General features: G+C 61.9%; 29 protein-coding genes. 8 read left to right on the plus strand and 21 right to left on the minus strand.

The genetic code is table 11. The annotated features are described in order from the left end of the window. From V1475_RS14715 to iscR, 13 genes are all read right to left on the minus strand, one after another. Window positions 1–483, minus strand: coding sequence for a YIP1 family protein (locus V1475_RS14715; protein ID WP_479413353.1), 483 nt, complete (start codon window positions 481–483; stop codon window positions 1–3). Window positions 484–492: 9 nt separating this feature from the next. After that, entirely contained in the window at window positions 493–1,788 is a 1,296-nt protein-coding gene (gene sufD / locus V1475_RS14720; protein WP_479413354.1) for a Fe-S cluster assembly protein SufD, read from the minus strand. Beyond that, a complete protein-coding gene (gene sufC, locus V1475_RS14725; RefSeq protein WP_066701596.1) occupies window positions 1,788–2,549 on the minus strand; it encodes a Fe-S cluster assembly ATPase SufC in 762 nt (253 codons plus the stop codon). The genes sufD and sufC overlap by 1 nt, the downstream gene beginning before the upstream one ends. 135 nt (window positions 2,550–2,684) lie before the next feature. Continuing rightward, window positions 2,685–2,954 carry a hypothetical protein gene (locus V1475_RS14730; protein WP_434287061.1) on the minus strand — a complete coding sequence of 90 codons (270 nt, stop codon included), beginning with the start codon at window positions 2,952–2,954 and terminating at the stop codon, window positions 2,685–2,687. 129 nt (window positions 2,955–3,083) lie between these two features. Continuing rightward, a complete protein-coding gene (locus V1475_RS14735; RefSeq protein ID WP_479413355.1) occupies window positions 3,084–3,638 on the minus strand; it encodes a hypothetical protein in 555 nt (184 codons plus the stop codon). Window positions 3,639–3,752: 114 nt separating this feature from the next. Next, on the minus strand, window positions 3,753–4,376 hold the full coding sequence (locus V1475_RS14740) for a hypothetical protein (RefSeq protein WP_479413356.1): 624 nt from the start codon (window positions 4,374–4,376) through the stop codon (window positions 3,753–3,755). Next, window positions 4,376–4,588, minus strand: coding sequence for a hypothetical protein (locus V1475_RS14745; protein WP_479413357.1), 213 nt, complete (start codon window positions 4,586–4,588; stop codon window positions 4,376–4,378). Before V1475_RS14745 ends, V1475_RS14740 begins: the two co-directional genes overlap by 1 nt. A 15-nt stretch (window positions 4,589–4,603) precedes the next feature. Further along, window positions 4,604–4,915, minus strand: coding sequence for a heavy metal-binding domain-containing protein (locus tag V1475_RS14750; protein ID WP_479413358.1), 312 nt, complete (start codon window positions 4,913–4,915; stop codon window positions 4,604–4,606). Beyond that, window positions 4,912–5,157 carry a hypothetical protein gene (locus V1475_RS14755; RefSeq protein WP_479413359.1) on the minus strand — a complete coding sequence of 82 codons (246 nt, stop codon included), beginning with the start codon at window positions 5,155–5,157 and terminating at the stop codon, window positions 4,912–4,914. Before V1475_RS14755 ends, V1475_RS14750 begins: the two co-directional genes overlap by 4 nt. Continuing rightward, window positions 5,154–5,510 carry a hypothetical protein gene (locus V1475_RS14760; RefSeq protein WP_479413360.1) on the minus strand — a complete coding sequence of 119 codons (357 nt, stop codon included), beginning with the start codon at window positions 5,508–5,510 and terminating at the stop codon, window positions 5,154–5,156. Before V1475_RS14760 ends, V1475_RS14755 begins: the two co-directional genes overlap by 4 nt. Next, window positions 5,510–7,039 (minus strand): Fe-S cluster assembly protein SufB, encoded by a 1,530-nt coding sequence (gene sufB / locus V1475_RS14765; RefSeq protein ID WP_479413361.1) that lies wholly within the window; start codon window positions 7,037–7,039, stop codon window positions 5,510–5,512. The genes V1475_RS14760 and sufB overlap by 1 nt, the downstream gene beginning before the upstream one ends. A gap of 52 nt (window positions 7,040–7,091) precedes the next feature. Next, window positions 7,092–8,141 carry a cysteine desulfurase family protein gene (locus V1475_RS14770; RefSeq protein ID WP_479413362.1) on the minus strand — a complete coding sequence of 350 codons (1,050 nt, stop codon included), beginning with the start codon at window positions 8,139–8,141 and terminating at the stop codon, window positions 7,092–7,094. A gap of 36 nt (window positions 8,142–8,177) precedes the next feature. Then, on the minus strand, window positions 8,178–8,639 hold the full coding sequence (gene iscR / locus V1475_RS14775) for a Fe-S cluster assembly transcriptional regulator IscR (RefSeq protein WP_066701576.1): 462 nt from the start codon (window positions 8,637–8,639) through the stop codon (window positions 8,178–8,180). A gap of 351 nt (window positions 8,640–8,990) precedes the next feature. Between iscR and V1475_RS14780 the strand changes: the two genes are divergently transcribed. From V1475_RS14780 to V1475_RS14790, 3 genes are read left to right on the plus strand one after another with little or no spacing between them, the layout of a single operon-like run. Continuing rightward, window positions 8,991–9,644, plus strand: a complete 654-nt coding sequence (locus tag V1475_RS14780; protein WP_066701575.1) for an alpha/beta hydrolase — start codon at window positions 8,991–8,993, stop codon at window positions 9,642–9,644. 6 nt (window positions 9,645–9,650) lie between these two features. Next, window positions 9,651–9,920, plus strand: a complete 270-nt coding sequence (locus V1475_RS14785) for a hypothetical protein (RefSeq protein WP_479413363.1) — start codon at window positions 9,651–9,653, stop codon at window positions 9,918–9,920. A gap of 7 nt (window positions 9,921–9,927) precedes the next feature. After that, complete coding sequence (locus V1475_RS14790; RefSeq protein ID WP_479413364.1) at window positions 9,928–11,106, plus strand: HD domain-containing protein; 1,179 nt, start codon at window positions 9,928–9,930, stop codon at window positions 11,104–11,106. Window positions 11,107–11,136: 30 nt separating this feature from the next. On the opposite strand, the gene V1475_RS14795 is transcribed toward V1475_RS14790, so the two are convergent. From V1475_RS14795 to ctaA, 4 genes are read right to left on the minus strand one after another with little or no spacing between them, the layout of a single operon-like run. Continuing rightward, window positions 11,137–12,078 carry an SRPBCC family protein gene (locus V1475_RS14795; protein WP_479413365.1) on the minus strand — a complete coding sequence of 314 codons (942 nt, stop codon included), beginning with the start codon at window positions 12,076–12,078 and terminating at the stop codon, window positions 11,137–11,139. A 38-nt stretch (window positions 12,079–12,116) separates the two neighbouring features. Beyond that, window positions 12,117–12,548 (minus strand): PaaI family thioesterase, encoded by a 432-nt coding sequence (locus tag V1475_RS14800; RefSeq protein WP_479413366.1) that lies wholly within the window; start codon window positions 12,546–12,548, stop codon window positions 12,117–12,119. Continuing rightward, the gene (locus V1475_RS14805; RefSeq protein WP_479413367.1) at window positions 12,548–14,032 is read right to left on the minus strand and encodes a carboxypeptidase M32; all 1,485 of its coding nucleotides are present in this window, start codon (window positions 14,030–14,032) and stop codon (window positions 12,548–12,550) included. The genes V1475_RS14800 and V1475_RS14805 overlap by 1 nt, the downstream gene beginning before the upstream one ends. An 8-nt stretch (window positions 14,033–14,040) precedes the next feature. After that, complete coding sequence (gene ctaA, locus V1475_RS14810) at window positions 14,041–15,186, minus strand: heme A synthase (protein ID WP_479413368.1); 1,146 nt, start codon at window positions 15,184–15,186, stop codon at window positions 14,041–14,043. Between the two features lie 179 nt (window positions 15,187–15,365). Between ctaA and V1475_RS14815 the strand changes: the two genes are divergently transcribed. Further along, a complete protein-coding gene (locus V1475_RS14815) occupies window positions 15,366–15,773 on the plus strand; it encodes an SH3 domain-containing protein (RefSeq protein WP_479413369.1) in 408 nt (135 codons plus the stop codon). A gap of 142 nt (window positions 15,774–15,915) precedes the next feature. Further along, window positions 15,916–16,305, plus strand: a complete 390-nt coding sequence (locus V1475_RS14820; protein ID WP_479413370.1) for an SH3 domain-containing protein — start codon at window positions 15,916–15,918, stop codon at window positions 16,303–16,305. 24 nt (window positions 16,306–16,329) lie between these two features. Here the strand turns inward: V1475_RS14820 and V1475_RS14825 are convergent, their stop codons facing one another. Next, complete coding sequence (locus V1475_RS14825; RefSeq protein ID WP_479413371.1) at window positions 16,330–17,091, minus strand: RNA methyltransferase; 762 nt, start codon at window positions 17,089–17,091, stop codon at window positions 16,330–16,332. A 113-nt stretch (window positions 17,092–17,204) separates the two neighbouring features. Here V1475_RS14825 and V1475_RS14830 point away from each other — a divergent pair, with 113 nt between their 5' ends. Both V1475_RS14830 and V1475_RS14835 read left to right on the plus strand, forming a co-directional pair. Continuing rightward, window positions 17,205–17,831 carry a thiamine phosphate synthase gene (locus V1475_RS14830; protein ID WP_479413372.1) on the plus strand — a complete coding sequence of 209 codons (627 nt, stop codon included), beginning with the start codon at window positions 17,205–17,207 and terminating at the stop codon, window positions 17,829–17,831. Window positions 17,832–17,853: 22 nt separating this feature from the next. After that, on the plus strand, window positions 17,854–18,342 hold the full coding sequence (locus V1475_RS14835; RefSeq protein ID WP_479413988.1) for a P-loop nucleotide/nucleoside kinase family protein: 489 nt from the start codon (window positions 17,854–17,856) through the stop codon (window positions 18,340–18,342). Between the two features lie 14 nt (window positions 18,343–18,356). Here the strand turns inward: V1475_RS14835 and olsA are convergent, their stop codons facing one another. The 3 genes from olsA to V1475_RS14850 all read right to left on the minus strand — a co-directional run bounded on the left by olsA (window position 18,357) and on the right by V1475_RS14850 (window position 20,359). Further along, the gene (gene olsA, locus V1475_RS14840; protein ID WP_479413373.1) at window positions 18,357–19,211 is read right to left on the minus strand and encodes a lyso-ornithine lipid O-acyltransferase; all 855 of its coding nucleotides are present in this window, start codon (window positions 19,209–19,211) and stop codon (window positions 18,357–18,359) included. After that, window positions 19,208–20,014, minus strand: a complete 807-nt coding sequence (olsB, locus tag V1475_RS14845) for an L-ornithine N(alpha)-acyltransferase (protein WP_479413374.1) — start codon at window positions 20,012–20,014, stop codon at window positions 19,208–19,210. The genes olsA and olsB overlap by 4 nt, the downstream gene beginning before the upstream one ends. A gap of 168 nt (window positions 20,015–20,182) precedes the next feature. Beyond that, window positions 20,183–20,359, minus strand: coding sequence for a DUF3553 domain-containing protein (locus V1475_RS14850; protein WP_434287036.1), 177 nt, complete (start codon window positions 20,357–20,359; stop codon window positions 20,183–20,185). 38 nt (window positions 20,360–20,397) lie between these two features. Here V1475_RS14850 and V1475_RS14855 point away from each other — a divergent pair, with 38 nt between their 5' ends. Further along, complete coding sequence (locus V1475_RS14855) at window positions 20,398–20,997, plus strand: histidine phosphotransferase family protein (protein WP_479413375.1); 600 nt, start codon at window positions 20,398–20,400, stop codon at window positions 20,995–20,997. Window positions 20,998–21,041: the final 44 nt, after the last annotated feature.

Genomic DNA, 21,041 nt, shown 5'->3' on the forward strand with positions numbered 1-21,041 from the left:
TCAGCTCTCTTTCTTCACGACTTCCGCAAGCATCGCGCCCCAGAAGTATATCAAGGCGGCAAGGGCGAGAACGCCCACGCCATTGGTCGTGGCCCCCGGCCCGACAAACCCCGCCGTCAGCCCCCAGAGGAGCCACAGCGGCGCCGCACAGAGAAGCCCCCAGAACATCGCCAGACGCACCTCGAACCCCGTGGCCACGGCCCCCGTGAGACGCAGGACAAAACCCACGATCCCGGCGAGCACGTAGAACACCAAGGGCATGATGAAGAGCCAGCTCAGGAGCGTCGCGCCCATGAGCATCTGCACCTCTTGCCCGGTCTCGAAGGCCACGCGCGACAGTCGCGGCCATTGCGCCACGAAGATCAGCCCGCAGGCGAGCATCAGGGTCACGAGCGCGCCGCCCTCGGTTTCGCCCGCGAGCCGGTGCCGGAGCACGGCCCGCGGTGTGCGGTAGCTTTTCGCGATATCGGTGACGACGCCCATGGCTGTCCCTTACTTGCGACGGCGTTTCAGCCAGCCTTCGAGACGATGCAGGATGTCCTCGGCGATCACCGCATCCTCAATCTCCGCGATGGCTTCGGCCAAAAACGCAAGCGTCAGAAGATCGGTCGCGTCCGACGCCGGAAGCCCGCGCGAGCGCAGGTAGAACAGCGCCTCATCGTCGATTGCCCCCACGGTCGAGCCGTGCGAACAGGCGACGTCATCGGCGTAGATCTCAAGCTCTGGCTTGGCGAGGAACTGACTGTTGTCGTCCAACAAAAGGCCTTGGGAAATCTGATAACCGTCGGTCTTCTGCGCCTCGGGTTTCACGAGGATCTTGCCCTGGAACACGGCTTTCGCGCCGTTCCGGAGCACCTTCTTGAACACCTGACGGCTTTCGCAGCGCTCGGCGTCATGGGTGATGAACACGGTGTCGTCATGCAGGAAATCGCCATCCCCCATCGCGGCCCCCGCGACATGCGCCACCGAGTCGTCGCCCACGATGTCGATGAACACCTCGTTGCGGGTCAGAACGCCGTTGGCGGTCATGGTGAAGCTTTTGAACAGAGCCTCCTGCCCGACGGTCGCAAACACATGGGTCACAGCCCGGCGCTCATGATCGCGGCCTTGGGCGCGAACGTGGTGGAAAGCGGCCTTGTCGGAGACCTCGATCTCCATCACCTTGTTGAACCGCGCCGCCGCCGGACCGTTTTCCAGCACGGTCAGCTCGGCACCCTCGTCCACGCGGATCACGTGGTGCAGGATGGCGTCAGAACTCTCTTGCTTGTGCAGATAGACGAGCGACACAGGTTTCGCGACCTTGCCGGTGGCGCGGATGACCATGCCGTCCGTGGCGAAAGCGGTGTTGAGCGTCGCAAACGGGCGCTCGACCGGGTCCTGCGCCTTTTTCTCCTGAACGCCATAAGCGTCCTTCACCCAGTGGATGTCGGAGGAGAGCGCATCGGAAAGACGCATGATCTCAAGGTTTTCGCCTTCAAGCGCATCGGAGGCCTCAGGATCGAACACGCCATCGACAAAGACGATCTTGATCCGATCAAGCCCGGAGAACACCGGAGCCTCGCCCGCCACGAACACGGCGGCTTTCGGCGCCTCAGCGGCGTTCAGGCTGTCCGGACGGGTCCAGCGCCAATATTCGTCGCGCCCCTGCGGCAGTCCCATGGACAACAGCCGATTGAGCGCATCCTGACGCAGGGCCTCGGCCCAGGGCGCGCCTGCGGGAAGGGTCATACCCTCGACCCGCGCCGCCGTCGCGTCCAGTTTCTTCTGTTTCAGTTCCGCACGTGTCATCAGGCCTTCTCCACCTCGGCCAGCAGATCGGCGTAGCCGTTATGCTCCACCTCGAGCGCCAGTTCGGGCCCGCCGGTTTTCACGATGCGACCGTCATACATGATGTGCACCACGTCCGGTTTGATGTGATCCAAGAGGCGCTGGTAGTGGGTGATCACCACGAAAGACCGCTTGCCGTCACGCAGCGCGTTGACGCCCTCGGAGACCAGTTTCATCGCGTCGACGTCGAGGCCCGAATCCGTTTCGTCGAGGATGCAGAGCTTCGGCTCCAGCATGGCCATTTGCAGGATCTCGTTGCGTTTCTTTTCACCCCCCGAGAAGCCCATGTTGACCGGGCGTTTCAGCATGTCGGCGTCGATCTGAAGGCTTTTCGCCTTGGCGCGCACGGTTTTGAGGAAGTCGGTGGCCGACAGCTCCTCTTCGCCGCGCGCTTTGCGCTGCGCGTTCACGGCGGTGCGCAGGAAGGTCATGTTGGACACGCCGGGGATTTCGACCGGGTATTGGAAAGCAAGGAACAGACCGGCAGCGGCACGCTCTTCGGGTTCCAGCTCAAGGATGTTCTCACCGTCGAGGATCACTTCGCCCTCGGTCACCACATAACCGTCGCGGCCCGACAGAACATAGGAGGTGGTGGATTTGCCGGAGCCGTTCGGCCCCATGATCGCATGCACTTCACCTTCGCCGACGGTGAGGTTCACACCCTTGAGGATTTGTTTATCCTCTTCTTCAAGTTTGACGTGGAGATTTTTGATTTCCAACATTTTATTGTCCTTTCACGGAAGAGAGCCCGCGCGGGATCGAGACCCCGGCAGGCGCATGTGCGTTTGTTATATTCGATTTGGGCGCCGCTCTCAGGTCGACGCCGGTGAGATCATCGCAGGACGGAGCGCAGCCGCTCAGACCCCCGCGAAATGCAGAAACAGAAGAATGCCGGAGCCCAGTGCCACCAGCTTGAGCATCCCGGATTTCAGCCCGAGACTCAAAAGCTCTCTGGCCGTCGGACGTCCCCCGACACGTGGCGCTATATGCTGCACGCCAGAGACCTTTTTGCCCACGGGCGTGTCGACATCCTGCAAACCGGTATAGACCGTCGCAAAGGTGTTCGGCCCCCCGGCCTGAATGCGCCGGATGCGGTCGGCGAATTGCGCCTGTTGTGCTGGCTGCATGCTCTTGCCCCTCTTCCCGTCTCTTGTTCTGGACCTCACCAGATTGATCGGGAAATTGGGAAAGAACGTGGCACGAGACAGAAATTGTTGCGACATTGAGACCTGACGTTGCGTCAGCACCTGCACGGTTCAGAGATGATAGCTGTGGCCGCGGAAGGACAGCGTCCCCGGCTCCGTCGTGTCGGTCACATGAGCGACCCATTGCGGCGAGAACAGGCGCGAAAACACGTCCGGCATCTCGTGCACCACATTGTGCATGGTCACCATGGCCAGCAGGATGCCCGCGACCTGCGCGCCCATGCGTTTCACCGCCGAAAGCGACACTGCCTCGCGCAGGATGAAGGCGATCACGATGGCGAAGAGCACATCGAGCGCCAGATCGAGATCCGCCGAAACCTGCGTCACGCCGTCCGAGAGTTGAAACCGCAGCCAGCGCGCGATCACCGCCGCCAGCCCGCCCATGGCGAAGGCCAAGACATAGGACAGTGCCTGCGTGAGCTTCAGACGCGGCTCGATCACGGGCGCGCCATGCACGCCCTGCGCCTTGTGCCGCTCCAGCATCTCCTTGAGGTGCTGATTGCGGCCATGGTTGCGCGTCTGGCTCGGCCCCATCATGTGCACCCCACTCTGCGGCGCGCGCGACACGCGTCCGAGACGGCTGTAGAAATCCTCTCGCTGATCCATCTGACCACCCTTTACCACGCTGTCCACCACCCAGTGTAACTTGGGTGTTTACCATGTGAACGTGGCAAAAATCGGGCATATCGTCCGGGTATGTCGGAGCAGGACACATCATCGTCACGCCTTCCCCTGAAACAGCTTGAGGGTCATGTACAACGCCGCCGACGGCAGGCTCTCGACCGGTTCCAGATCGAATTGCGCCATGCGACCGTGAAACCCGGTCGGCTCTGCGAATTGCGTGATGCCCGCGTATTTGTCCTCGCGCCCGACATAATCGTCGATCAGCACCCGCGTGGGTCGGGTGATCGACACCAGTGTGGCGAGGAAACACCCCGCCCGGAACCGTCCGTCGATCAGCACCAGATCCGGCGCCACAAGGTCCGCGCGTTGCCATACCCCGAAACAATAGTCCGGGTAGCGCGCCCAGCCGTTATTGTTCGTCGGGTAGGACCAGGCCTTGGTCGGGCCGATGTCGGCATGGATGAGATGCAACTCGGCCTTGGGCGGATGCGCCTCGAAATGCGCCACCATGGCGGCGTACCAGTCTTTCGAGCCTTCGACGGACCAGATCACCTTGCCGGGTTGCGCCGCCGCATAGGCCGTCGAACCGCCGGAGCCATATTCGACGATCCGCTCCGCCCGGTCGTATTGCGCACAGACATACGCGCCCACCTCCTCCGGGAAGGTCGGCGCGGGTCCTGCGGGGCCGAACGGGGCGATATGGGCGTGCTCTGTGCTCATCAGCCGGAATAGCTCACCATGCGGATCAGCGCGGTAAACACCAGCGCCGCCAGACCGACGACAAGCGCCGTCACCACGACCGAATTCCCGATCAGCCCCTCGCGATTGCCCCCCTTGGCGCGCACACCGAGGCCGATCAGCAGGCCGACGAAAATGCCGACGCCGATGCCGGAGGATTTGATCAGGAAATAGGGCAAAAGCTCGAAATGCATGGTGTTATCCTGTCCTTATTCCACGGTCACGGCGGTGCCGGAGGCGGACACCATGAGCATCTGGCCGATCACCTCGTAATCGAGATCGACACCCACAACGGCATTCGCGCCAAGCGCCCGCGCCTTGTCCTCCATCTCGCTCAGAGCGGTTTCCCGGCCTTCCGCAAGCTTGGATTCATAGGCATTCGAGCGCCCGCCGATGATGTCGGTCACCTGCGCGAAGAGATCGCGCACGATATTCGCCCCCATGATCGCCTCACCGGTGACGATGCCGCGATAGGCGGTGATCTTTTTCCCCTCGATGGAGGGGGTCGTGGTTACGATCATAGCTTGCCCTCTTGCAAAATATCGCCGCCTATCAGACCTTTACCGGTGAGAGTTCCACCGTTGAGATAGACGTTGTTCTGCACCATCCCGGTCAGTTCCGCCTCGACGCCAGCCGAGAGGATCAGATCGCGATTGATCATGGCGGAGATCACGATTTTGGTCCCCGGTTTCACCCGGAGCGTGCCGCCGATCATGCCGGAGATCTCCGGCGCGTCGCTTTCATGGTCGGATGGGATCATCATTTGTCCTGCGCCTCCCAACGGTCGAAGTCTCCCCGCACACGCGCCTCCGCGAGCTTTCTCTCAATCTCGGCAGCCTGCGTGTCGCGATAGTCTTTCGCAACGCTCTGTCTATGCCTCCGCCCCATCTGCTCAATCCACTTTGAGACCAGAACGCCCGCACCGACTGTCAGGGCCAGAGTCAGAAAAATCTTCCAGTAGAGCGATATGAAAGCCACTGGAACGGAGACCCAGAAGATCACAGCACAGCCCGCAACGATCATGGAGGCCATCCAGCCTTCGCGTTGCCCCTCGCCATGGCGCGGGTGACGCGGATCGAACTGCGTCGTGTCGTGGGTCTCCAGCCCGTCTCTCATCAGCCGACGGACCCTTCCAGAGAGATCGCCACCAACTGCTGCGCTTCCATGGCGAATTCCATCGGCAGCGCTTGCAGCACCTCCTTGGCGAAACCGTTGACGATCAGCGCCACGGCCTCTTCTTCGTCCATGCCGCGCTGGCGGCAGTAGAACATTTGCTCGTCATCCACCTTCGAGGTCGTCGCCTCATGTTCAACCCGCGACGAGTTGTTGCGCACCTCGATATAGGGCACGGTATGCGCGCCGCATTCAGACCCGATCAGCAAGCTGTCGCACTGGGTATAGTTGCGCGAGTTTTTCGCCTTCGGGTGCATCGACACCTGACCGCGATAGGTGTTCTGCGCCTTGCCTGCCGAGATGCCTTTGGAAACGATGCGCGAGCGGGTGTTCTTGCCCAGATGCACCATTTTCGTGCCGGTGTCGGCCTGCTGGTAGTTGTTGGTGATGGCGATGGAGTAAAACTCGCCCTGGCTGTCGTCGCCGCGCAGAACGCAGGACGGGTATTTCCACGTCACGGCGGAGCCGGTTTCGACCTGCGTCCACATCACCTTGGCCCGGTCGCCCCGGCAATCGGCGCGTTTGGTCACGAAGTTGTAGATGCCGCCCTTGCCTTGCTCGTCGCCGGGGAACCAGTTCTGAACCGTGGAGTATTTTACCTCGGCGTCTTCCTCGATGATGATCTCAACCACAGCGGCGTGAAGCTGCGCGGTGTCGCGCTGCGGCGCGGTGCAGCCTTCGAGATAGGACACATAGCTGCCCTTGTCGGCGATGATCAGCGTGCGCTCGAACTGGCCGGTGTTTTCCGCGTTGATCCGGAAGTAGGTCGACAGCTCCATCGGGCAGCGCGTGTTCGGCGGAATGTAGACAAAAGACCCGTCGGAGAACACGGCCGAGTTCAGAGTCGCATAGTAATTGTCCGAAATCGGCACCACGGAGGCGAGGTATTTCTTGACGAGTTCCGGGTGGTTCTTGATGGCTTCCGAGATCGAACAGAAGATCACGCCCGCCTTCTCAAGCTCGGCCTTGAAGGTCGTGCCGACGGAGACGGAGTCGAACACCGCATCGACCGCCACCTTGCGCTCGGAATTGTCACCGTCCGCGGCCACCTCTTCGGCGCCTTCGACACCGGCGAGGATCATCTGCTCCTTCAAAGGAATGCCGAGTTTCTTGTAGGTTTCCAACAGCTTGGGATCGACGTCATCGAGCGACTTCGGCTTTTCCGACATGCTTTTGGGGCGCGCGTAATAATACTGCTCCTGAAAGTCGATTTCCGGGTAGTCGAGCATCGCCCAATCCGGCTCTTCCAGGGTGATCCAGCGGCGATAGGCCTCAAGACGCCATTCGGTCATCCATTCCGGCTCTTCGTTCTTGGCCGAAATCAGGCGCACGATGTCTTCGGTCAGCCCTTTGGGGGCATATTCCATCTCGATATCGGTATCCCAACCGTATTTGTATTTCCCGGCGAGGGATTTCACGGCCGCAACCGTTTCCTCCTCGACCCCTTCTTTGACCTGAATGTCATCCATCATCGGATCACTCCTTCATGTGCGTCTTCTGTCGGCCTTATGGCCGTTTTTTGTTTCATGCGGCGCGTTTGCGCCAACGTCCAAAGGCGGAAAGCCAGGCTGTGGCGAACCGCTCCAATTCCTCTTTTGTCACCTCCGGCCCGATGGACACCCGAAGCGCACAGGCCGCGTCTTCGTCGCTGGATCCCATCGCGGTCAGCACCTTCGAGGCCCTGACCTTGCCCGAAGAACAGGCCGAGCCCGCAGATACGGCAAACCCCACCAGATCCATCTGCATCACCTGCGTCTCGCCCTTCCAGCCGGGCGTGATCAGGCTCATCGTGTTGGGCAGGCGGGACTCATTCTTGCCCACAAAGATGGGGGCTTGCATCCCATCCGCCAACAGCGCCTCAAGATAATCGCGCTTCTCCGCAACCTCCTCCCAAACGCCCTCGGCCAATTGTTTGGCCGCGCGTTCGGCAGCCGCGCCAAAGCCTGCAATGCCGATCAGGTTCTCGGTGCCGCTTCTGCGCCCCATCTCCTGACCGCCCCCCTTGATGGTGGCTTCGACATCAAGGCCCTGTTTCAGAACCAAAGCGCCGACGCCCTTCGGCCCGCCAAGCTTGTGCGCCGAAAGCAGCGCCATATCGCAGCCCATCCAGTTGAAGGCCAGCGGAGTTTTCCCAAAGCCCTGCGTCGCATCGCAGACGGCCAAACCTTCGGGCAGGGTCTGGACGATCCCGGTTTCCGAATTGGCGATCTGCAAGGCGCTCTTCTCCGGCTCCGCGACCGTCACACGGCCCGAACGATCCACCGCAAGATCGGCGGCGCACCACGAAGACACCGCCTCATGCTCCACCGCCGCACAATGCATGCCCTTGCCAGACAGCGCCAAGGCCGCCGCTTCCGTGGCGCCCGAGGTAAAGACGATATCCGCCCCCTGCGCCCCGAAGGCCTCGGCCACCTGTGCGCGGGCGCGCTCCATCAGACCTTTCGCAGCCCGCCCCTCGCCATGCACAGACGACGGGTTGCCGACCATATCCATGGCCGCAATCATTGCCTCCCGTGCCGCCCCACAAAGCGGCGCTGTGGCGTTCCAATCGAGATATGTGCGGGTCCTGGTCACGGGTTTCCTTTGCTGGTCAAATACTCAAAATGACCGTCAGTCTTCATCTACAACGGCAAACAATGTCGGCACCGCCGGACAGGGCCGCAACTCGTTTTTCACCACATCCGACAGCCGCGTCTGATGCAGGAAGACATAAACATGCGCCGACAACCCTTCCCAGAGCCGGTTGGTCATCGACTGCGCGCGCGAGCCGGACACCCCGCCAGACGCGCCCGCACCTGTGTGCATCGCCGACACGGTCTCGTCCACCGCGCCCAGAATATCCGACACACGGATTTCGGACGCCGGTTTCGCAAGCTTGTAACCGCCGCCCGGCCCGCGCACAGAGGTCACAAGCTCGGCGCGGCGCAGTTTCACGAAGAGCTGTTCGAGATAGGGCAGAGAAATATCCTGGCGCTTGGAAATCTCCGCAAGCGACAAAAGCCCGCCCTCCGGCTGCAAGGCCAGATCCGCAAGCGCCACCATGGCATACCGCCCTTTCGTCGACAGCTTCATCGTCTTTCCCCTTTTCAACACAGTGCTTGCCACCGCAATCGCCCCGGTTTTCACGCTCCGATCGCCCTTCCCCGCGATTCCTTGCCACGGGGCGACGAAAACAGTCGCAAAAACATTGACGTGCCCGCGTGGGGGCCTTACCTCCATACCACCCGCGCGTGCATTGCTTTCGGTCAATTTAGAACGCTTCTAAATAGCCTGAGCAATTTCGTCAACTATAAACCGCGCCGGTGTGACCAGATGCGCAAAACGGCTCCCGAAACCTTGGACCCGTCCGCGCCCGACAGACTGCCGCGACCGGCGCCGGGGATCATCGACCCGACAGGCGCCACATGAGGAGACAGGGACAAGATGCCCGAAGTGATTTTTCCCGGTCCCGAGGGCCGGCTCGAAGGCCGCTACCACCCGCAACCGCAAAAAGACGCCCCCATCGCCATCATTCTTCATCCGCATCCGCAATTCGGCGGCACGATGAACAATCGCGTGGTCTACAACCTGCATTACGCTTTCCATAATATGGGTTTCACCGTGCTGCGGTTCAATTTCCGCGGCGTCGGCCGGTCGCAGGGCGAATACGATCAGGGCGTGGGCGAGTTGTCGGATGCGGCCTCGGCACTCGATTACCTGCAATCGATGAACCCGAATGCAAAACATTGCTGGGTCGCGGGCTTTTCCTTCGGTGCCTGGATCGGCATGCAGCTTCTGATGCGCCGCCCGGAGATCACCGGATTCGTTTCCGTCGCGCCGCCCGCCAATATGTACGATTTTTCGTTCCTCGCCCCCTGCCCCTCTTCGGGCCTGATCATCAACGGCACCGCCGACCGCGTCGCGCCGCCGAAAGACACGCATTCGCTGGTGAACAAGCTTCACGAGCAAAAGGGCATCACCATCACGCACACGGAAATCGAAGGTGCCGGGCATTTCTTCGAAGACCCGCATATGGAAGAAATGATCGGCAATGTGGACCAATATGTCCGCCGTCGCCTGACCGAGACCACGCGGTAATCGACCATGGGGATCATGGAGGAACTCGCCGACGCTCTTGCCAAAGACACGATCGACGCACTCGATCTGATTCAGGATGACCAGCTCATCCAGGATGTCTCCCGCGTCATCGGCGCCTCCTCGATCACCACGCAGGAGGCCTTCATGACCGCCGCCCGTGTGCGCCTTGCCGAAAAGCGCGCACGGGATTACCTGCAAAAACGCATTGCCGAGGCCAAGGCTGGCCTCGCAGCCTCCGCCCCGCCTCCGGGCGCCGAGGACGACATAGAATACTAGGAAAACCATGCCCAAAGACAGCGCCTCCCCCCGCCTCGACGCCCAATACGCCTTTCTCATGGAGGCCGACCGGCTCAAGACGGTGGAGCGCGCCAACCAGCTGATGGATCGTTCGCGCTTCGAGAACTCCGCCGAACACAGCTGGCACGCCTGTCTCCTCGCCTTTCTGATGGCCCCCATGGCCGGTCCCGGCGTCGATCTCGACCGGGCGATCGAGATGCTCATCCTGCACGATATTGTCGAGGTAGACGCAGGCGATCATCCGATCCATATCCTCTACGACACCGACCAGATCGTGGCACAGGAAAAGGCCGCCGCGGATCGCATCTATGGCCTGTTGCCCGAGGATCTCGCCACGCGGTATCGCGCCACTTGGGAAGAGTTCGAGGCGATGGAAACCCCGACCGCGCGCTTTGCCAAGGCGGTCGATTACCTCGCGCCTGCGCTGCAAAGCATCGGTGCGCCGGAACAGCTTGAGGAAGAGCGCGACATCGTTGGCGGCAATCTGCGGCGTGGCCGGGCGGTCAAGGCGAAAGACATCCTGCCGGAGTTGTTCGAGTTCACCCGCGCGGCGTTTGAGGGCAAGGCCACCGATCCGGTCCTCGCTCAACGCTTCGCCTTCTGGTGCGAGGCGGACCGGCTCAAATCCGTCTACCGTGCCACGCCGATTGCCGATGGCTCGCGCAAGGAAAACACCGGCGAGCATAGCTGGCACATCATGCTCTACGCCCTGACGCTCGCGGATCACGCGCAGGACAAGGTGGACATCGCGCTGGCGCTCAAGATGCTCCTGCTGCACGACATTGTCGAAGTGGACGCGGGCGACACACCGATCCACGGCGCAGTCACACCCGAAGCGGTGAAGGCTCAGGAAGACGCCGAACAGCGCGCCGCCGACCGGTTGTTCGGCCTTTTGCCCGAGGATCAGGGCGGGATGTTCCGCGCCATCTGGGAAGAGTTCGAAGCCGCCGAGACACCCACCGCGATCTATGCGAAATCCATCGACCGCACCCAGCCGGTGCTGCACAATCTCTCTGACGATGGCGGCTCCTGGCGCACCTATGACGTCAAGCTGCATCAGCTCGACAGCCGCGTCGGCGTCAAGATCGCCCGCGGCTGCCCAAAGCTCTGGCCCTATATCCGCAGCCAGTGCGAACCGTGGTTTGTCGCACGGAACGCGCTCTGACAAGAGCGCTGCGGAACACGCTGCAAGGGCTCACGCAGCTTCCAGTCGCGCCTTCACCAGATCGAGGATGACCATATGGAAATCCTCGATAAAAAAGTGATGCCAGAACCGCGCATAGGCACCCATTCCGGAACTGTCCCGCGTGCGTGTCGTCAGAACGAGACGCGTCCGGCCCTCCCCCAAGGGCTCCAACAGATAACCGCCGCTCAGCACATCGACATATTTTCCGCCAATTTTCACATGCGGGTCCTCGATCTCCTCGGCGGCCCAGCCCTCCGGGAATTCAAAGCGCCATTCGATCCGCCGATCCGGCTCGATGCGCGTGATCCGCTCCAGGAAATGCACCTTCGGCCCCCAGTACGAATGCCGCGTCACCCCGTCTTCTTCGACCAGCCAAAGCGCCTCCGTCGGCTTCGGCACGCCCAAAAGATGCGAGGCGCGCGTGTCGATCTCCTCGGGGCGGATGTCTCGGATCTCCTTGATGAAATCGAACACGTCTCCCACCGGCGCCGCGATCTCGATCGTGTTCGAAATCGTGTAGAACTGCGGCTCGGTCGGGATCTGATCGAACCCCCAAACCGCCAGAAGCGGCAGGAGATAGACACCTGTGGTGGTCTTGCGATCGGCCTTGACCCGCTGAATGGTCACCGCGATCACGCCTCCCAAAAGACCTGCGCCCAGAATCGGCACACAGGCCATGGCGATGCAAATGAACCCTTCCAGACCAGAAATCCGCGAGAGAGCCAGACTGGCAATCATCACGATCACGACCCATGCCATCGCCCCCATGAAACTTTTGAACGCGCCTTTCGGGCGAAAGGCGACCATCACCCCTCCGGCCACGAAGGGAAAGCCCAGAAGAAAGCTCAGGCTGACCAGCTCCTTGTCGGTGGAGAGGGTCACAAGATAGACCGCCATCATCCCGGCAACGAGGACGATCAGCGGCAGGACACTTTTTACAAACCGCGCCATCCGTTTCCTCTCAGGCGTTCAAGACACTTCTGCAAAGCTCACATTGCGTGCGCTTTGGGCGGCATGGCAAAGGTCATCTGCGCCTGCGCCAGAACCCGATCCGAGCCGGGATTGCGGATCGTGACGCTGCCCGTGGACAGGGTGCGTCCGAGCTTGAGCACCCGCGCCTCGCCCAGAAGCGGCTGATCGGCGGCGGGTTTGCGCAGGAAGTCGATATGGGCATTGGTCGTCGCCGCCATGGCCACATCGCCCGCTTGCGAGAGGATCGCGAAGAAAAACGCCACATCCGCCAGAAGGAACATGGTCGGCCCGGACACCGTGCCGCCAGAGCGGATATGCCCGACCTCGGGCGTCAGGCACAGGGTCAGCGCCTCCTCACTCACGGCGTCGAACGCGAAAAGCCGCGCCAGATCGCCGAAATCCCGCGCCAGAACCGTTTCCAGCGCGGGCTTGTCCATCAAAAGCGCCATCAGAAGCCGTAAATCCCGGCGAATTTCTCTTCGAGATAGTCCAAAATCGGCACTTCCGAGGGTTCGAACCCACAGGCATGGACGATGGTGTCACGCGGCTCGCGCAGACCGCCGAACTGTTGCAGGTTCTCTTTCAACCAACCGGTCGCACCAGAGGTATCGCCCTGCACCAGTTGCGCATCGAGATCCGGAATGTCGTCCCGCAGCGCCTTGTGCAGACAGCCGGCATAGACATTGCCCAGAGAATAGGTCGGAAAATAGCCGAACAGCCCCACCGGCCAGTGCACGTCCTGCAAACAACCGTTGGAAATCTTGTCGACCTTGACACCGAAATCCGCCTCGAACCGGCTGTCCCAGGCCTCCGGCAGGTCCTTGATCTCAAGCGATCCGTTGATGATCTCGCGCTCCAGATCGAAGCGCAGAAGGACGTGGAGGTTATATTGCACCTCGTCAGCCTCGGTGCGGATATAGCCCGGCGTGACGCGGTTGACAGCGGCATAGAAAGCCTCCGCCGTGTCGATGCCGATCTCGCCGAACATGTCCCGCATCTGGCCGTAGAGATATTCGGTGAAGGCGCGCGAGCGGCCCAGTTGGTTTTCGTAAATCCGCGACTGACTTTCATGCACGCCCATGGAAACGCCCGCCCCCAGCGGGGTCAAAAGATAGTCGCGGCAAATATTCTGTTCGTAGCACGCATGTCCGGTCTCGTGGATCGTCGAATAGATTGAATTGAGCGGATCTTCCGGGTTGGTGCGCGTGGTGATGCGGGTATCGAGGCCTGAGCCGGAGGAGAACGGATGCACGGCCTTGTCGATCCGGCCATGGTCGAAATCGTAACCGAAGGCCCCGGCGAGAATGCCGGTCAGCGCCATCTGCTTGTCTTCGTCATAGGTGCCGGTAAGCCCCTTGGGCTGATCCGCCCCCATGATCTTGTCACGCAACGCCACAAGGCGCGGACGCAGCGCCCCGAACATCGCCTCAAGCTCCGCGCCCGACGAGCCCGGTTCGTAATCCTGATGCAGCGCGTCCCAGAGATCGACGTGATCCGTGCCCTCTTTCAACGCCGCCGCCTCTTCCCGGCGCAGTTTGACCACCTCCTCGAACGTGGGGGCGAAATGGCCGAAATCGTCGCGGGCGCGGGCTTCGGCCCAGATGCCTTGCGCCACGGAAGTCACGCGGGCCAGTTCGGCGGCGAGATCGGCGGGCACTTTGGTGTTGCGCGCATAGGACCGCCGCGTGTGGCGCATCAGCGCCTGCGCGAACGGATCGAGCGCCACGTCGTCGATCTCGGAGAGCCAAGCGCCCAGTTGCGGGTCCACCCGACGCGCATGGAGCACGCTCTCGATGGCGGCGAATTCCTCGCCCCGCTGCTCGGCGGCACCGCGCGGCATGACGGTTTCCTGATCCCACGACAGCCGCCCGGCAATCTGGCCCAAGGCTTCGGTGGTGCGGACATAGGCAAGAAGGTCGTCGAAAGCACTCATAGCGGGCCTCACTGATTGGAACGAACGGATTGCGGTTGTGGATATTGCGACAGGAAACGGGCGCGGGAAATCGCCACGAACAGCGCCACCGCGCCGACCTGATGCGCCAGCCCCAGCGCCAGCGGCGCGCCATACACCAACGTCGTGATGCCGAGGATCACCTGAAGGAACAGCACGGCCGCCATCAGGGTGAAAGCGCTCGCGGTCGCCCGGTTGGCGGATTTGCGGCCCTTGAGCCAGGTCACGATGCCGTAGATGAACAACAGATACCCCGCCATCCGATGCAGAAATTGCACCAGCGCCGGGTTCTCGAAGAAATTGCGCCACAGGGGCTCGATATAGAACGGATCGGGCGGCAGAACCTGCCCGCCCATCAGCGGCCAGTCGGTATAGCCGCGCCCTGCATCAATGCCCGCGACCAGCGCGCCCAGAAGGATTTGCAGAAAGGCGAAATGCAACATGCCGGTGGACATGCCGAACAGCTTGGCATCCTTCGCGCGCCGGGCCTGCATCAGCTCCGGCTCCGTGCGGCCCAGAAGGAACACGTACCAGGCGATGAAACCGAGAATAATGAAGGCCAGACCAAGGTGGATCGCCAGCCGGTAGGACGCCACATCGAGCCGGTCGCCGGTCAGCCCGGAGGACACCATCCACCAGCCGATCGCGCCCTGAAGCCCGCCCAAAGCGCCGATGAAGATCAGGCGTTTGTGCCAGCCGGTCGGGACCTTTTTCGCAACCGCAAAACGCACATAGCCCAGAAACCAGACAAGCCCGATCACCCGGCCAAGGTTGCGATGGCCCCATTCCCACAAGAAGAGCGGTTTGAATTCCGACAGGGTCATACCTTCGTTTTGCAGCCTATATTCAGGAGTTTGTTGATATTTCTCAAAAGCCACCTGCCAGTCAGCCGCAGTCATTGGCGGCAAGGCCCCCATCACCGGTTTCCATTCGGTGATCGACAATCCGCTGTCCGTGAGACGCGTCAGGCCACCCACCGCGATCATCATCATCACCAGCGCGAAAATCACGATGAGCCAGGCCCGGATGCCCTTGCGTGCGCCACCGCGCCCTTTTTCGATCAACCCGCCCTTTGGCGTCTCCTTCGGCTTCTCATTGGTGCCGACGTCCTCGAAAATGCTGCGTTTTGTGGCCATATTGCGCCTCTTGCCGTTGCCTGCGCAGACCCTAGGCAGAGCGAAGCCGGAGGGCAAGCGCGATAGCGCCGATTGGCGGGCGAAACCCCGCCGTCTCACAGAAATGCGAGGGCAGCAACGGGAACCCCGCCCCACCGTCGCCGCGTTATCCATGTGATCTGACGAAAAGGAGATGTCTCATGACAACCCGACGCACCATTTTTGCCACCGCCCTCCGTGTCACGATGGGGGCCGCCCTTCTCGGCACCCCGATCATGGCCGCAGCCCAAACCCACACCGCCCCGTCTCAGGCGGTGATGCAGGCCGATTACGTCGTCAAACCCGGCGTGTCCCTCAACGCCCGCAGCGGCCCCGGCACCAGTTACCACGCCGTCACCACATTCGCCCCCGGCACACCACTGACCGCACTGGAGAGCTCCCGTGGCTGGGTAAAGGTCTCGGCCCATGGCGCCGCCCCGCTCTGGGTATCCGCCGCCTATCTCGACCCAGCGCCCCAACCGCAGGGCCTCAAGGTCATCCCACAGGCGAAACCGGACCCGAGCAAACCCGCGTTCGAAGGCAGTTATCCTCTGGTGATCCGCCAATAAGCCCGCAGCGCCGGTTTTAAACCTTCGAAAAAGCAGGGCACCCCTGCTTTTTCTTTACACGGGCGACGGAAGCCCTGCCCTCATCCGTTTGAGATCAGGAACCGCAACCGTCTGGCGGTCAGAGCAGAAAAGGACACACCCCATGAAATTCACCCCGAAAACCTTCGCCGCACTGGCATTGAGCGCCCTGATGGTGGCGGCCCCCGTCGCAAGCTTTGCCCAGAGCCAGCCGCAACAGCAACAACAGGCGCAAGGTCAGTATTACGTCAAACCCGGCGTCACCCTGAACGGTCGTTCCGGCCCCGGCACCGGCTATGGCAAGGTATCTGCGCTGAAAGCCGGCACCCAGCTTCAGATCGTCAAGAAACAGGGCGAATGGGCTCAGGTCAAAACCGATGGCGGCACGCTGTTGTGGGTCTTCCTGAGCTACCTGACGCAGACCGCGCCGCAGGCCCAGAAAGCCACACCGCAAGCCAGCAAACCGGCGCAGCAAAAAACGCAACAGCCGTCGCAGCAACAGCCGCGCCCGTAATCGACGCACTCAGAGAGCGCGGGATTACCCGCGCTCTTTCCAACGCTTCATCTGCCGCATCATGCCGTGAAACACCTGCACGTCGGATTTCGTCAGCGGCATGCGCGACCAGAGATTGCGCAGCACCATCTTCATCCCATCCGCCTTCTCCGGGGGAAAGAAAAACCCGGCCTCGTCCAGCACCGTCTCATAATGATCGCCGAGCTTTTCCACCTCGATATGGCCCGCCCAGTCCGTCTTGGCCATTTCCATGACCTCCGGCACCACCTCCGTGGTCTGACGGCCCCATTCATAGGACATCAGCAACACCGCCTGCGCCAGATTGAGCGAGGCAAACGCCGGGTTCACCGGCACGGTCACAATGGCATTGGCCTCGACCACATCCTCATTCTCAAGCCCTGCGCGCTCCGGCCCGAACATCACGCCGACCTTCTTGCCCTCCGCGACCAAGGCACGGGCATGTTCCATGGCCCGCTCGGGCGTCATGACAGGTTTGGTGATCCCGCGCATCCGCGCCGTGGTCGCGAACACGTAATCGCAATCGGCCACCGCCTCGCGCACTGTCTCGAAATGCCCGGCCTCATCGAGCAAACGCCCCGCGCCCGAGGCCATGGCCACCGCTTTCGGATTGGGCCAGCCATCTCTGGGCGCCACAACCCGCATCCGGTCCAGCCCGAAATTCCACATCGCCCGCGCGGCCCCGCCGATGTTCTCGCCCATCTGCGGACGCACGAGGATCATCGCGGGGGTGATGAGTGCGGGGTTCGGGTCTTTGGGCGCGGACATGCGATATTCCTTTGCAGTTTCGCGCGGGATAACGACATTTGCCCCAGCTCGCAAGGCTTCCCCCCGCCCGCGCCTTAGGCTATAGCGGGCGAAACTCCACCCGAGGTGCCAAGATGTCCGAGCCGCAAAAAGAACTGCCGCAGATCTACCTGCTGACGCCGACCGCTTTCGAGCCGGACGAGTTCGCGCCGAAACTCGCGGCCGTGTTGGATGCCCATGAGGTTGCCTGTGTACGCCTCGCTCTGGCCGCCAAGGACGAATATGTGCTGGGCAAGGCAGCGGATGCCTGCCGCGAAGTGTGCCACGCGCGGGATGTGGCGATTGTGATCGAAAGCCATGTGGCTCTGGCCGAGCGCCACGGGCTCGATGGCGTTCACCTGACCGACGGCGCGCGCTCGATCCGCAAGGTGCGCAAAGTGCTGGGCGATGACGCCATTGTCGGCTGTTTCTGCGGTGCCTCGCGCCACGACGGGCTGACCGCGGGCGAGATCGGCGCGGATTACATCGCCTTCGGCCCGGTGGGCGAGACCGATCTGGGAGACGGCACGCAAGCGCCACGCGATCTTTTTGACTGGTGGTCGCAGATGATCGAAGTGCCGGTCGTGGCCGAGGGCGCGCTGACGGTCGAGATCGTCAGGGATTTCGCCCCGGTGACGGATTTCTTCGCCGTGGGCGATGAGATCTGGTCGACGGAGGACCCGGTGAAGGCATTGGGCGATCTGATCGCGGCGATGGGGTGACAAACTGACCGCCCCAGTGCTCATGTCCTTTGCCGGTTTGCCCGGCACCGGCAAAACCACGATCGCCCGGCACCTGTCACAGGCAACCGGCGCGGTCTATCTTCGGGTGGACGAGATTGACGCGGCGATCTGTGCCATCGACCCGGACCGCGACATTGGCCCGGAAAGCTACCACATCGCAGCAGCCCTTGCGGCCTCCAATCTCGCACTGGGACACCGGGTGATCATCGATTGCGTGAACCCTTGGCCCATCACCCGCAAAATTTTCACAGAAGCCGCAACACGCGCCCGGGTGCGTCTCCTCGGCATTGAGACCCGTTGCTCCGATCCTTTGGTGCACCGTGCGCGCGTCGAGGAGCGCATCATCGACGTTCCGGGGCTTGAGAAGCCGGATTGGCAAAAGGTCATGTCCCGCGACTACACGCCATGGGACGAGGCCGATCTGCGGCTCGACACCGCACAGCTTTCCGTGATGCAGGCGGTGGCGGAGATCGAAGCCCGTCTCGGCTGAAATCTGTCTGGACCTTATACGTCCACATACGCCGCCGGAATCTCCGGCAACCCGGAGCGCACCGCCGCCTCGCAGCGCGCAGCCATCTCCTTGCGGTCCTTGACATCTCTCACCGCAATCGGGTCGTGAAAAATCACCTCCACCGCGCCTTGCGGCTTGGCCTTCAAAACCTGCACCAGCGAGGGCCCGAATTCCATTTCGCCCCACCAGCCGTAAAACCGCACATCCTCGCCCTCGGGCGCCACGTAGCGCGCGGTGACCGGCTGAATCCAAACCTCGTCGCGCAACTCAGGCGTAAAAAACGCCGCGAACAGCGTTGGTTTGAAAGGCAAAACCCGAAGGCTGTCGCTCGACGTGCCTTCCGGGAAAAACAACAGCTTATGCCCCATATGCAGCCGCTCTTCGAACAGGCGTTTCTGTTCGGCGGCCTCTTTGCGGTCGCGGTTGATGAACACCGTGCCCGTCGCCTTGGCCATGGTGCCGATCCCCGGCCAATTCGCCACCTCCGCCTTGGAGACAAAGAAAATCCGCTGCACCGCGTTCAGAACGAAAATATCGAGCCATGTCGAATGGTTCGCCACCACCGCGCCGTGATGGTGCATCGGCGTGCCTTTGACCGTCAGCTTCATGCCGAGAAACCGCAGTGCGTTGCGCGATACAAAGCGCGGGAAGACCGACGACCACGGGCGACGCTTGCCAACCACAAGCACCTCGACCGCGCGGGTCGCCAGCATCAGCACCATGCAGATCAGGATCATCAGCACGATGGGCACACCCCGCCGGAGCGCCCGCCATGTGCCCCATGTCACCGGCTTTGGGTCAGACGGAGGGATGCGGCTTTCCCAAAGCGGGCCGTTCTGCGGGCTCATGCACCAAGACCTTTGGTATACATCGCGCGTTGCCGCGGCGAGATCATCTCTGTGTCGAGGATCAAAAGCACATCGACCGTGTTGAACGCCCGGTCGACAAAGGCCCCCTCGCCCACCGTGCCGCCAAGCCGCAGATAGGCCTTGATCAGCGGCGGAATCGCCAGCATCGCGCGTTTGCGGTCGATCTCCTCCAAGGGCATCAGATCCATGCTCTGGAAATGCTCCGGCAGGGCACGGGCGCGCAGCATCTCCGGCGCGAGGTGATTGTGATGCAGCCAGGACAGCGCCTCGGCATGCAGCTTCACATCCACGCCAAAGAACGAGGCCGTGCCGAATAACACGTCATAGCCCTCCTCGATCACGTATTTCGCCAACCCCGCCCACATCTCGAACAGGGCCATACCACCGCGATAGTCTTTCGCCACGCAGGACCGCCCCAGTTCCAACAGGCGCTTGCCGGAGGTTTTCAACGCCGTGAGATCGTATTCCCCCTCGGAATAAAACCGCCCCAACTCTGCCGCCTTCTCCCCGGTCAATAGCCGGTAGACCGCCACGCATTGCTCCAGCGGGTCTTCGGAGCGGCTCGGGTCGATCAGCATCAGATGCGCATAATCCGGGTCGAACCGGTCGGCCTCGAGCTGGGCCGCGTGATCGACCATCTCACCATCCGACCCCAACTCCTCGACGAACACCCGATAGCGCAGCCGCTGCGCCGCCCGCAAGTCGTCCGCATCGCGGGCAAATCTCAGCTGAAACGGCGTTTTGTGATCTTGCGACGGTTTTTGCGACGGGGCAGCGCTCATGCGGGTCTCTCTGCGGCGGCTCATGGCCTTTAGGTGGGCGGGTTTTAAGATTTTGTTGACCTCAATGCAACAGAATGCCGGTAACCCGCACGGGGATATTCGCGCAAAGGTTGTGAGATGCGACCGGTTGCGCGACCATGAGGAGAACGCGGGTCTGCGGACCCTTCGTCAAAAAACAGGGAGGAGCGCGACACGTCGGCTGTCGATCACAATCTTGCCGGCATGCTGGAACATTACCGTAATCTTGCCATTGATATTGGACTGCACCTGACCAAGCCCCCAATCCGGCTGAGACGGATGGCGCACCATCTGCCCCGGTTCCAGCATCGCGTTGAGATCGTCCATGACAGCGCCTTTCACAAAATTCCAAATCCGGAGACCATATGACCCAAGACCTGACCCGAGACATCGCCGCCATGATCGGCTCCCGCATCTGCCACGATCTGATCAGCCCGGTGGGCGCGATTGCGAACGGGGTGGAATTGCTGGCGATGTCCGGCGCCGGTACCGGACCTGAGCTTAGCCTTATCTCCGAAAGCGTGGAGAATGCAAACGCCCGCGTGAAATTCTTTCGCATCGCTTTCGGCATGGCCTCCCCGGGCCAGATGACATCGCGCACGGAAATCGCGGGCATCCTCAAAGCGGTCTCCACCGCGCGCCTGACCTATGACTGGACGCCTGCGGAAGACCTGCCGCGCGAGGAGGTCAAACTCGCCTGTCTCATGCTGATGTGTCTGGAAACGGCCCTGCCCCGCGGCGGCGTCATCAAGATCGGGTACACCAACGGCCAATGGCAGCTGCGCGCCTCGGCACAACGTCTCGAACCCGCGCCCGATCTCTGGGCCCGGCTCGGTTCCGTGACGGCCCCGCAGGGGCTCAAACCCTCCGATGTGCAATTCCTTCTGGCGCCGATGCAGGCCGCCGCACTGGGCCGCCGCATCACTCATAGTTCGGGCGACGGGGTGATCTCGCTACTCGCCTAAAATTCCTAAAACGAAAAAAGGCGCGCCGATCCTGCACGCCTTCC

It is taken from the genome of Celeribacter sp. SCSIO 80838 (genome assembly GCF_056498065.1).

What these genes read in the sequence shown, in the direction of transcription:
- olsB (WP_479413374.1), bottom strand. Translation starts at nt 20,014, where the DNA reads ATGAGCGCTGCCCCGTCGCAAAAACCGTCGCAAGATCACAAAACGCCG.
- V1475_RS14730 (WP_434287061.1), bottom strand. Translation starts at nt 2,954, where the DNA reads ATGCAGCCAGCACAACAGGCGCAATTCGCCGACCGCATCCGGCGCATT.
- V1475_RS14815 (WP_479413369.1), top strand. Translation starts at nt 15,366, where the DNA reads ATGACAACCCGACGCACCATTTTTGCCACCGCCCTCCGTGTCACGATG.
- V1475_RS14795 (WP_479413365.1), bottom strand. Translation starts at nt 12,078, where the DNA reads ATGGCGCGGTTTGTAAAAAGTGTCCTGCCGCTGATCGTCCTCGTTGCC.
- V1475_RS14855 (WP_479413375.1), top strand. Translation starts at nt 20,398, where the DNA reads ATGACCCAAGACCTGACCCGAGACATCGCCGCCATGATCGGCTCCCGC.
- V1475_RS14745 (WP_479413357.1), bottom strand. Translation starts at nt 4,588, where the DNA reads ATGCATTTCGAGCTTTTGCCCTATTTCCTGATCAAATCCTCCGGCATC.
- sufD (WP_479413354.1), bottom strand. Translation starts at nt 1,788, where the DNA reads ATGACACGTGCGGAACTGAAACAGAAGAAACTGGACGCGACGGCGGCG.
- V1475_RS14780 (WP_066701575.1), top strand. Translation starts at nt 8,991, where the DNA reads ATGCCCGAAGTGATTTTTCCCGGTCCCGAGGGCCGGCTCGAAGGCCGC.
- iscR (WP_066701576.1), bottom strand. Translation starts at nt 8,639, where the DNA reads ATGAAGCTGTCGACGAAAGGGCGGTATGCCATGGTGGCGCTTGCGGAT.
- V1475_RS14820 (WP_479413370.1), top strand. Translation starts at nt 15,916, where the DNA reads ATGAAATTCACCCCGAAAACCTTCGCCGCACTGGCATTGAGCGCCCTG.
- olsA (WP_479413373.1), bottom strand. Translation starts at nt 19,211, where the DNA reads ATGAGCCCGCAGAACGGCCCGCTTTGGGAAAGCCGCATCCCTCCGTCT.
- V1475_RS14760 (WP_479413360.1), bottom strand. Translation starts at nt 5,510, where the DNA reads ATGAGAGACGGGCTGGAGACCCACGACACGACGCAGTTCGATCCGCGT.
- V1475_RS14805 (WP_479413367.1), bottom strand. Translation starts at nt 14,032, where the DNA reads ATGAGTGCTTTCGACGACCTTCTTGCCTATGTCCGCACCACCGAAGCC.
- V1475_RS14750 (WP_479413358.1), bottom strand. Translation starts at nt 4,915, where the DNA reads ATGATCGTAACCACGACCCCCTCCATCGAGGGGAAAAAGATCACCGCC.
- V1475_RS14755 (WP_479413359.1), bottom strand. Translation starts at nt 5,157, where the DNA reads ATGATGATCCCATCCGACCATGAAAGCGACGCGCCGGAGATCTCCGGC.
- sufB (WP_479413361.1), bottom strand. Translation starts at nt 7,039, where the DNA reads ATGATGGATGACATTCAGGTCAAAGAAGGGGTCGAGGAGGAAACGGTT.
- V1475_RS14785 (WP_479413363.1), top strand. Translation starts at nt 9,651, where the DNA reads ATGGGGATCATGGAGGAACTCGCCGACGCTCTTGCCAAAGACACGATC.
- ctaA (WP_479413368.1), bottom strand. Translation starts at nt 15,186, where the DNA reads ATGGCCACAAAACGCAGCATTTTCGAGGACGTCGGCACCAATGAGAAG.
- V1475_RS14850 (WP_434287036.1), bottom strand. Translation starts at nt 20,359, where the DNA reads ATGGACGATCTCAACGCGATGCTGGAACCGGGGCAGATGGTGCGCCAT.
- V1475_RS14735 (WP_479413355.1), bottom strand. Translation starts at nt 3,638, where the DNA reads ATGGATCAGCGAGAGGATTTCTACAGCCGTCTCGGACGCGTGTCGCGC.
- sufC (WP_066701596.1), bottom strand. Translation starts at nt 2,549, where the DNA reads ATGTTGGAAATCAAAAATCTCCACGTCAAACTTGAAGAAGAGGATAAA.
- V1475_RS14790 (WP_479413364.1), top strand. Translation starts at nt 9,928, where the DNA reads ATGCCCAAAGACAGCGCCTCCCCCCGCCTCGACGCCCAATACGCCTTT.
- V1475_RS14800 (WP_479413366.1), bottom strand. Translation starts at nt 12,548, where the DNA reads ATGGCGCTTTTGATGGACAAGCCCGCGCTGGAAACGGTTCTGGCGCGG.
- V1475_RS14715 (WP_479413353.1), bottom strand. Translation starts at nt 483, where the DNA reads ATGGGCGTCGTCACCGATATCGCGAAAAGCTACCGCACACCGCGGGCC.
- V1475_RS14835 (WP_479413988.1), top strand. Translation starts at nt 17,854, where the DNA reads ATGTCCTTTGCCGGTTTGCCCGGCACCGGCAAAACCACGATCGCCCGG.
- V1475_RS14825 (WP_479413371.1), bottom strand. Translation starts at nt 17,091, where the DNA reads ATGTCCGCGCCCAAAGACCCGAACCCCGCACTCATCACCCCCGCGATG.
- V1475_RS14830 (WP_479413372.1), top strand. Translation starts at nt 17,205, where the DNA reads ATGTCCGAGCCGCAAAAAGAACTGCCGCAGATCTACCTGCTGACGCCG.
- V1475_RS14740 (WP_479413356.1), bottom strand. Translation starts at nt 4,376, where the DNA reads ATGAGCACAGAGCACGCCCATATCGCCCCGTTCGGCCCCGCAGGACCC.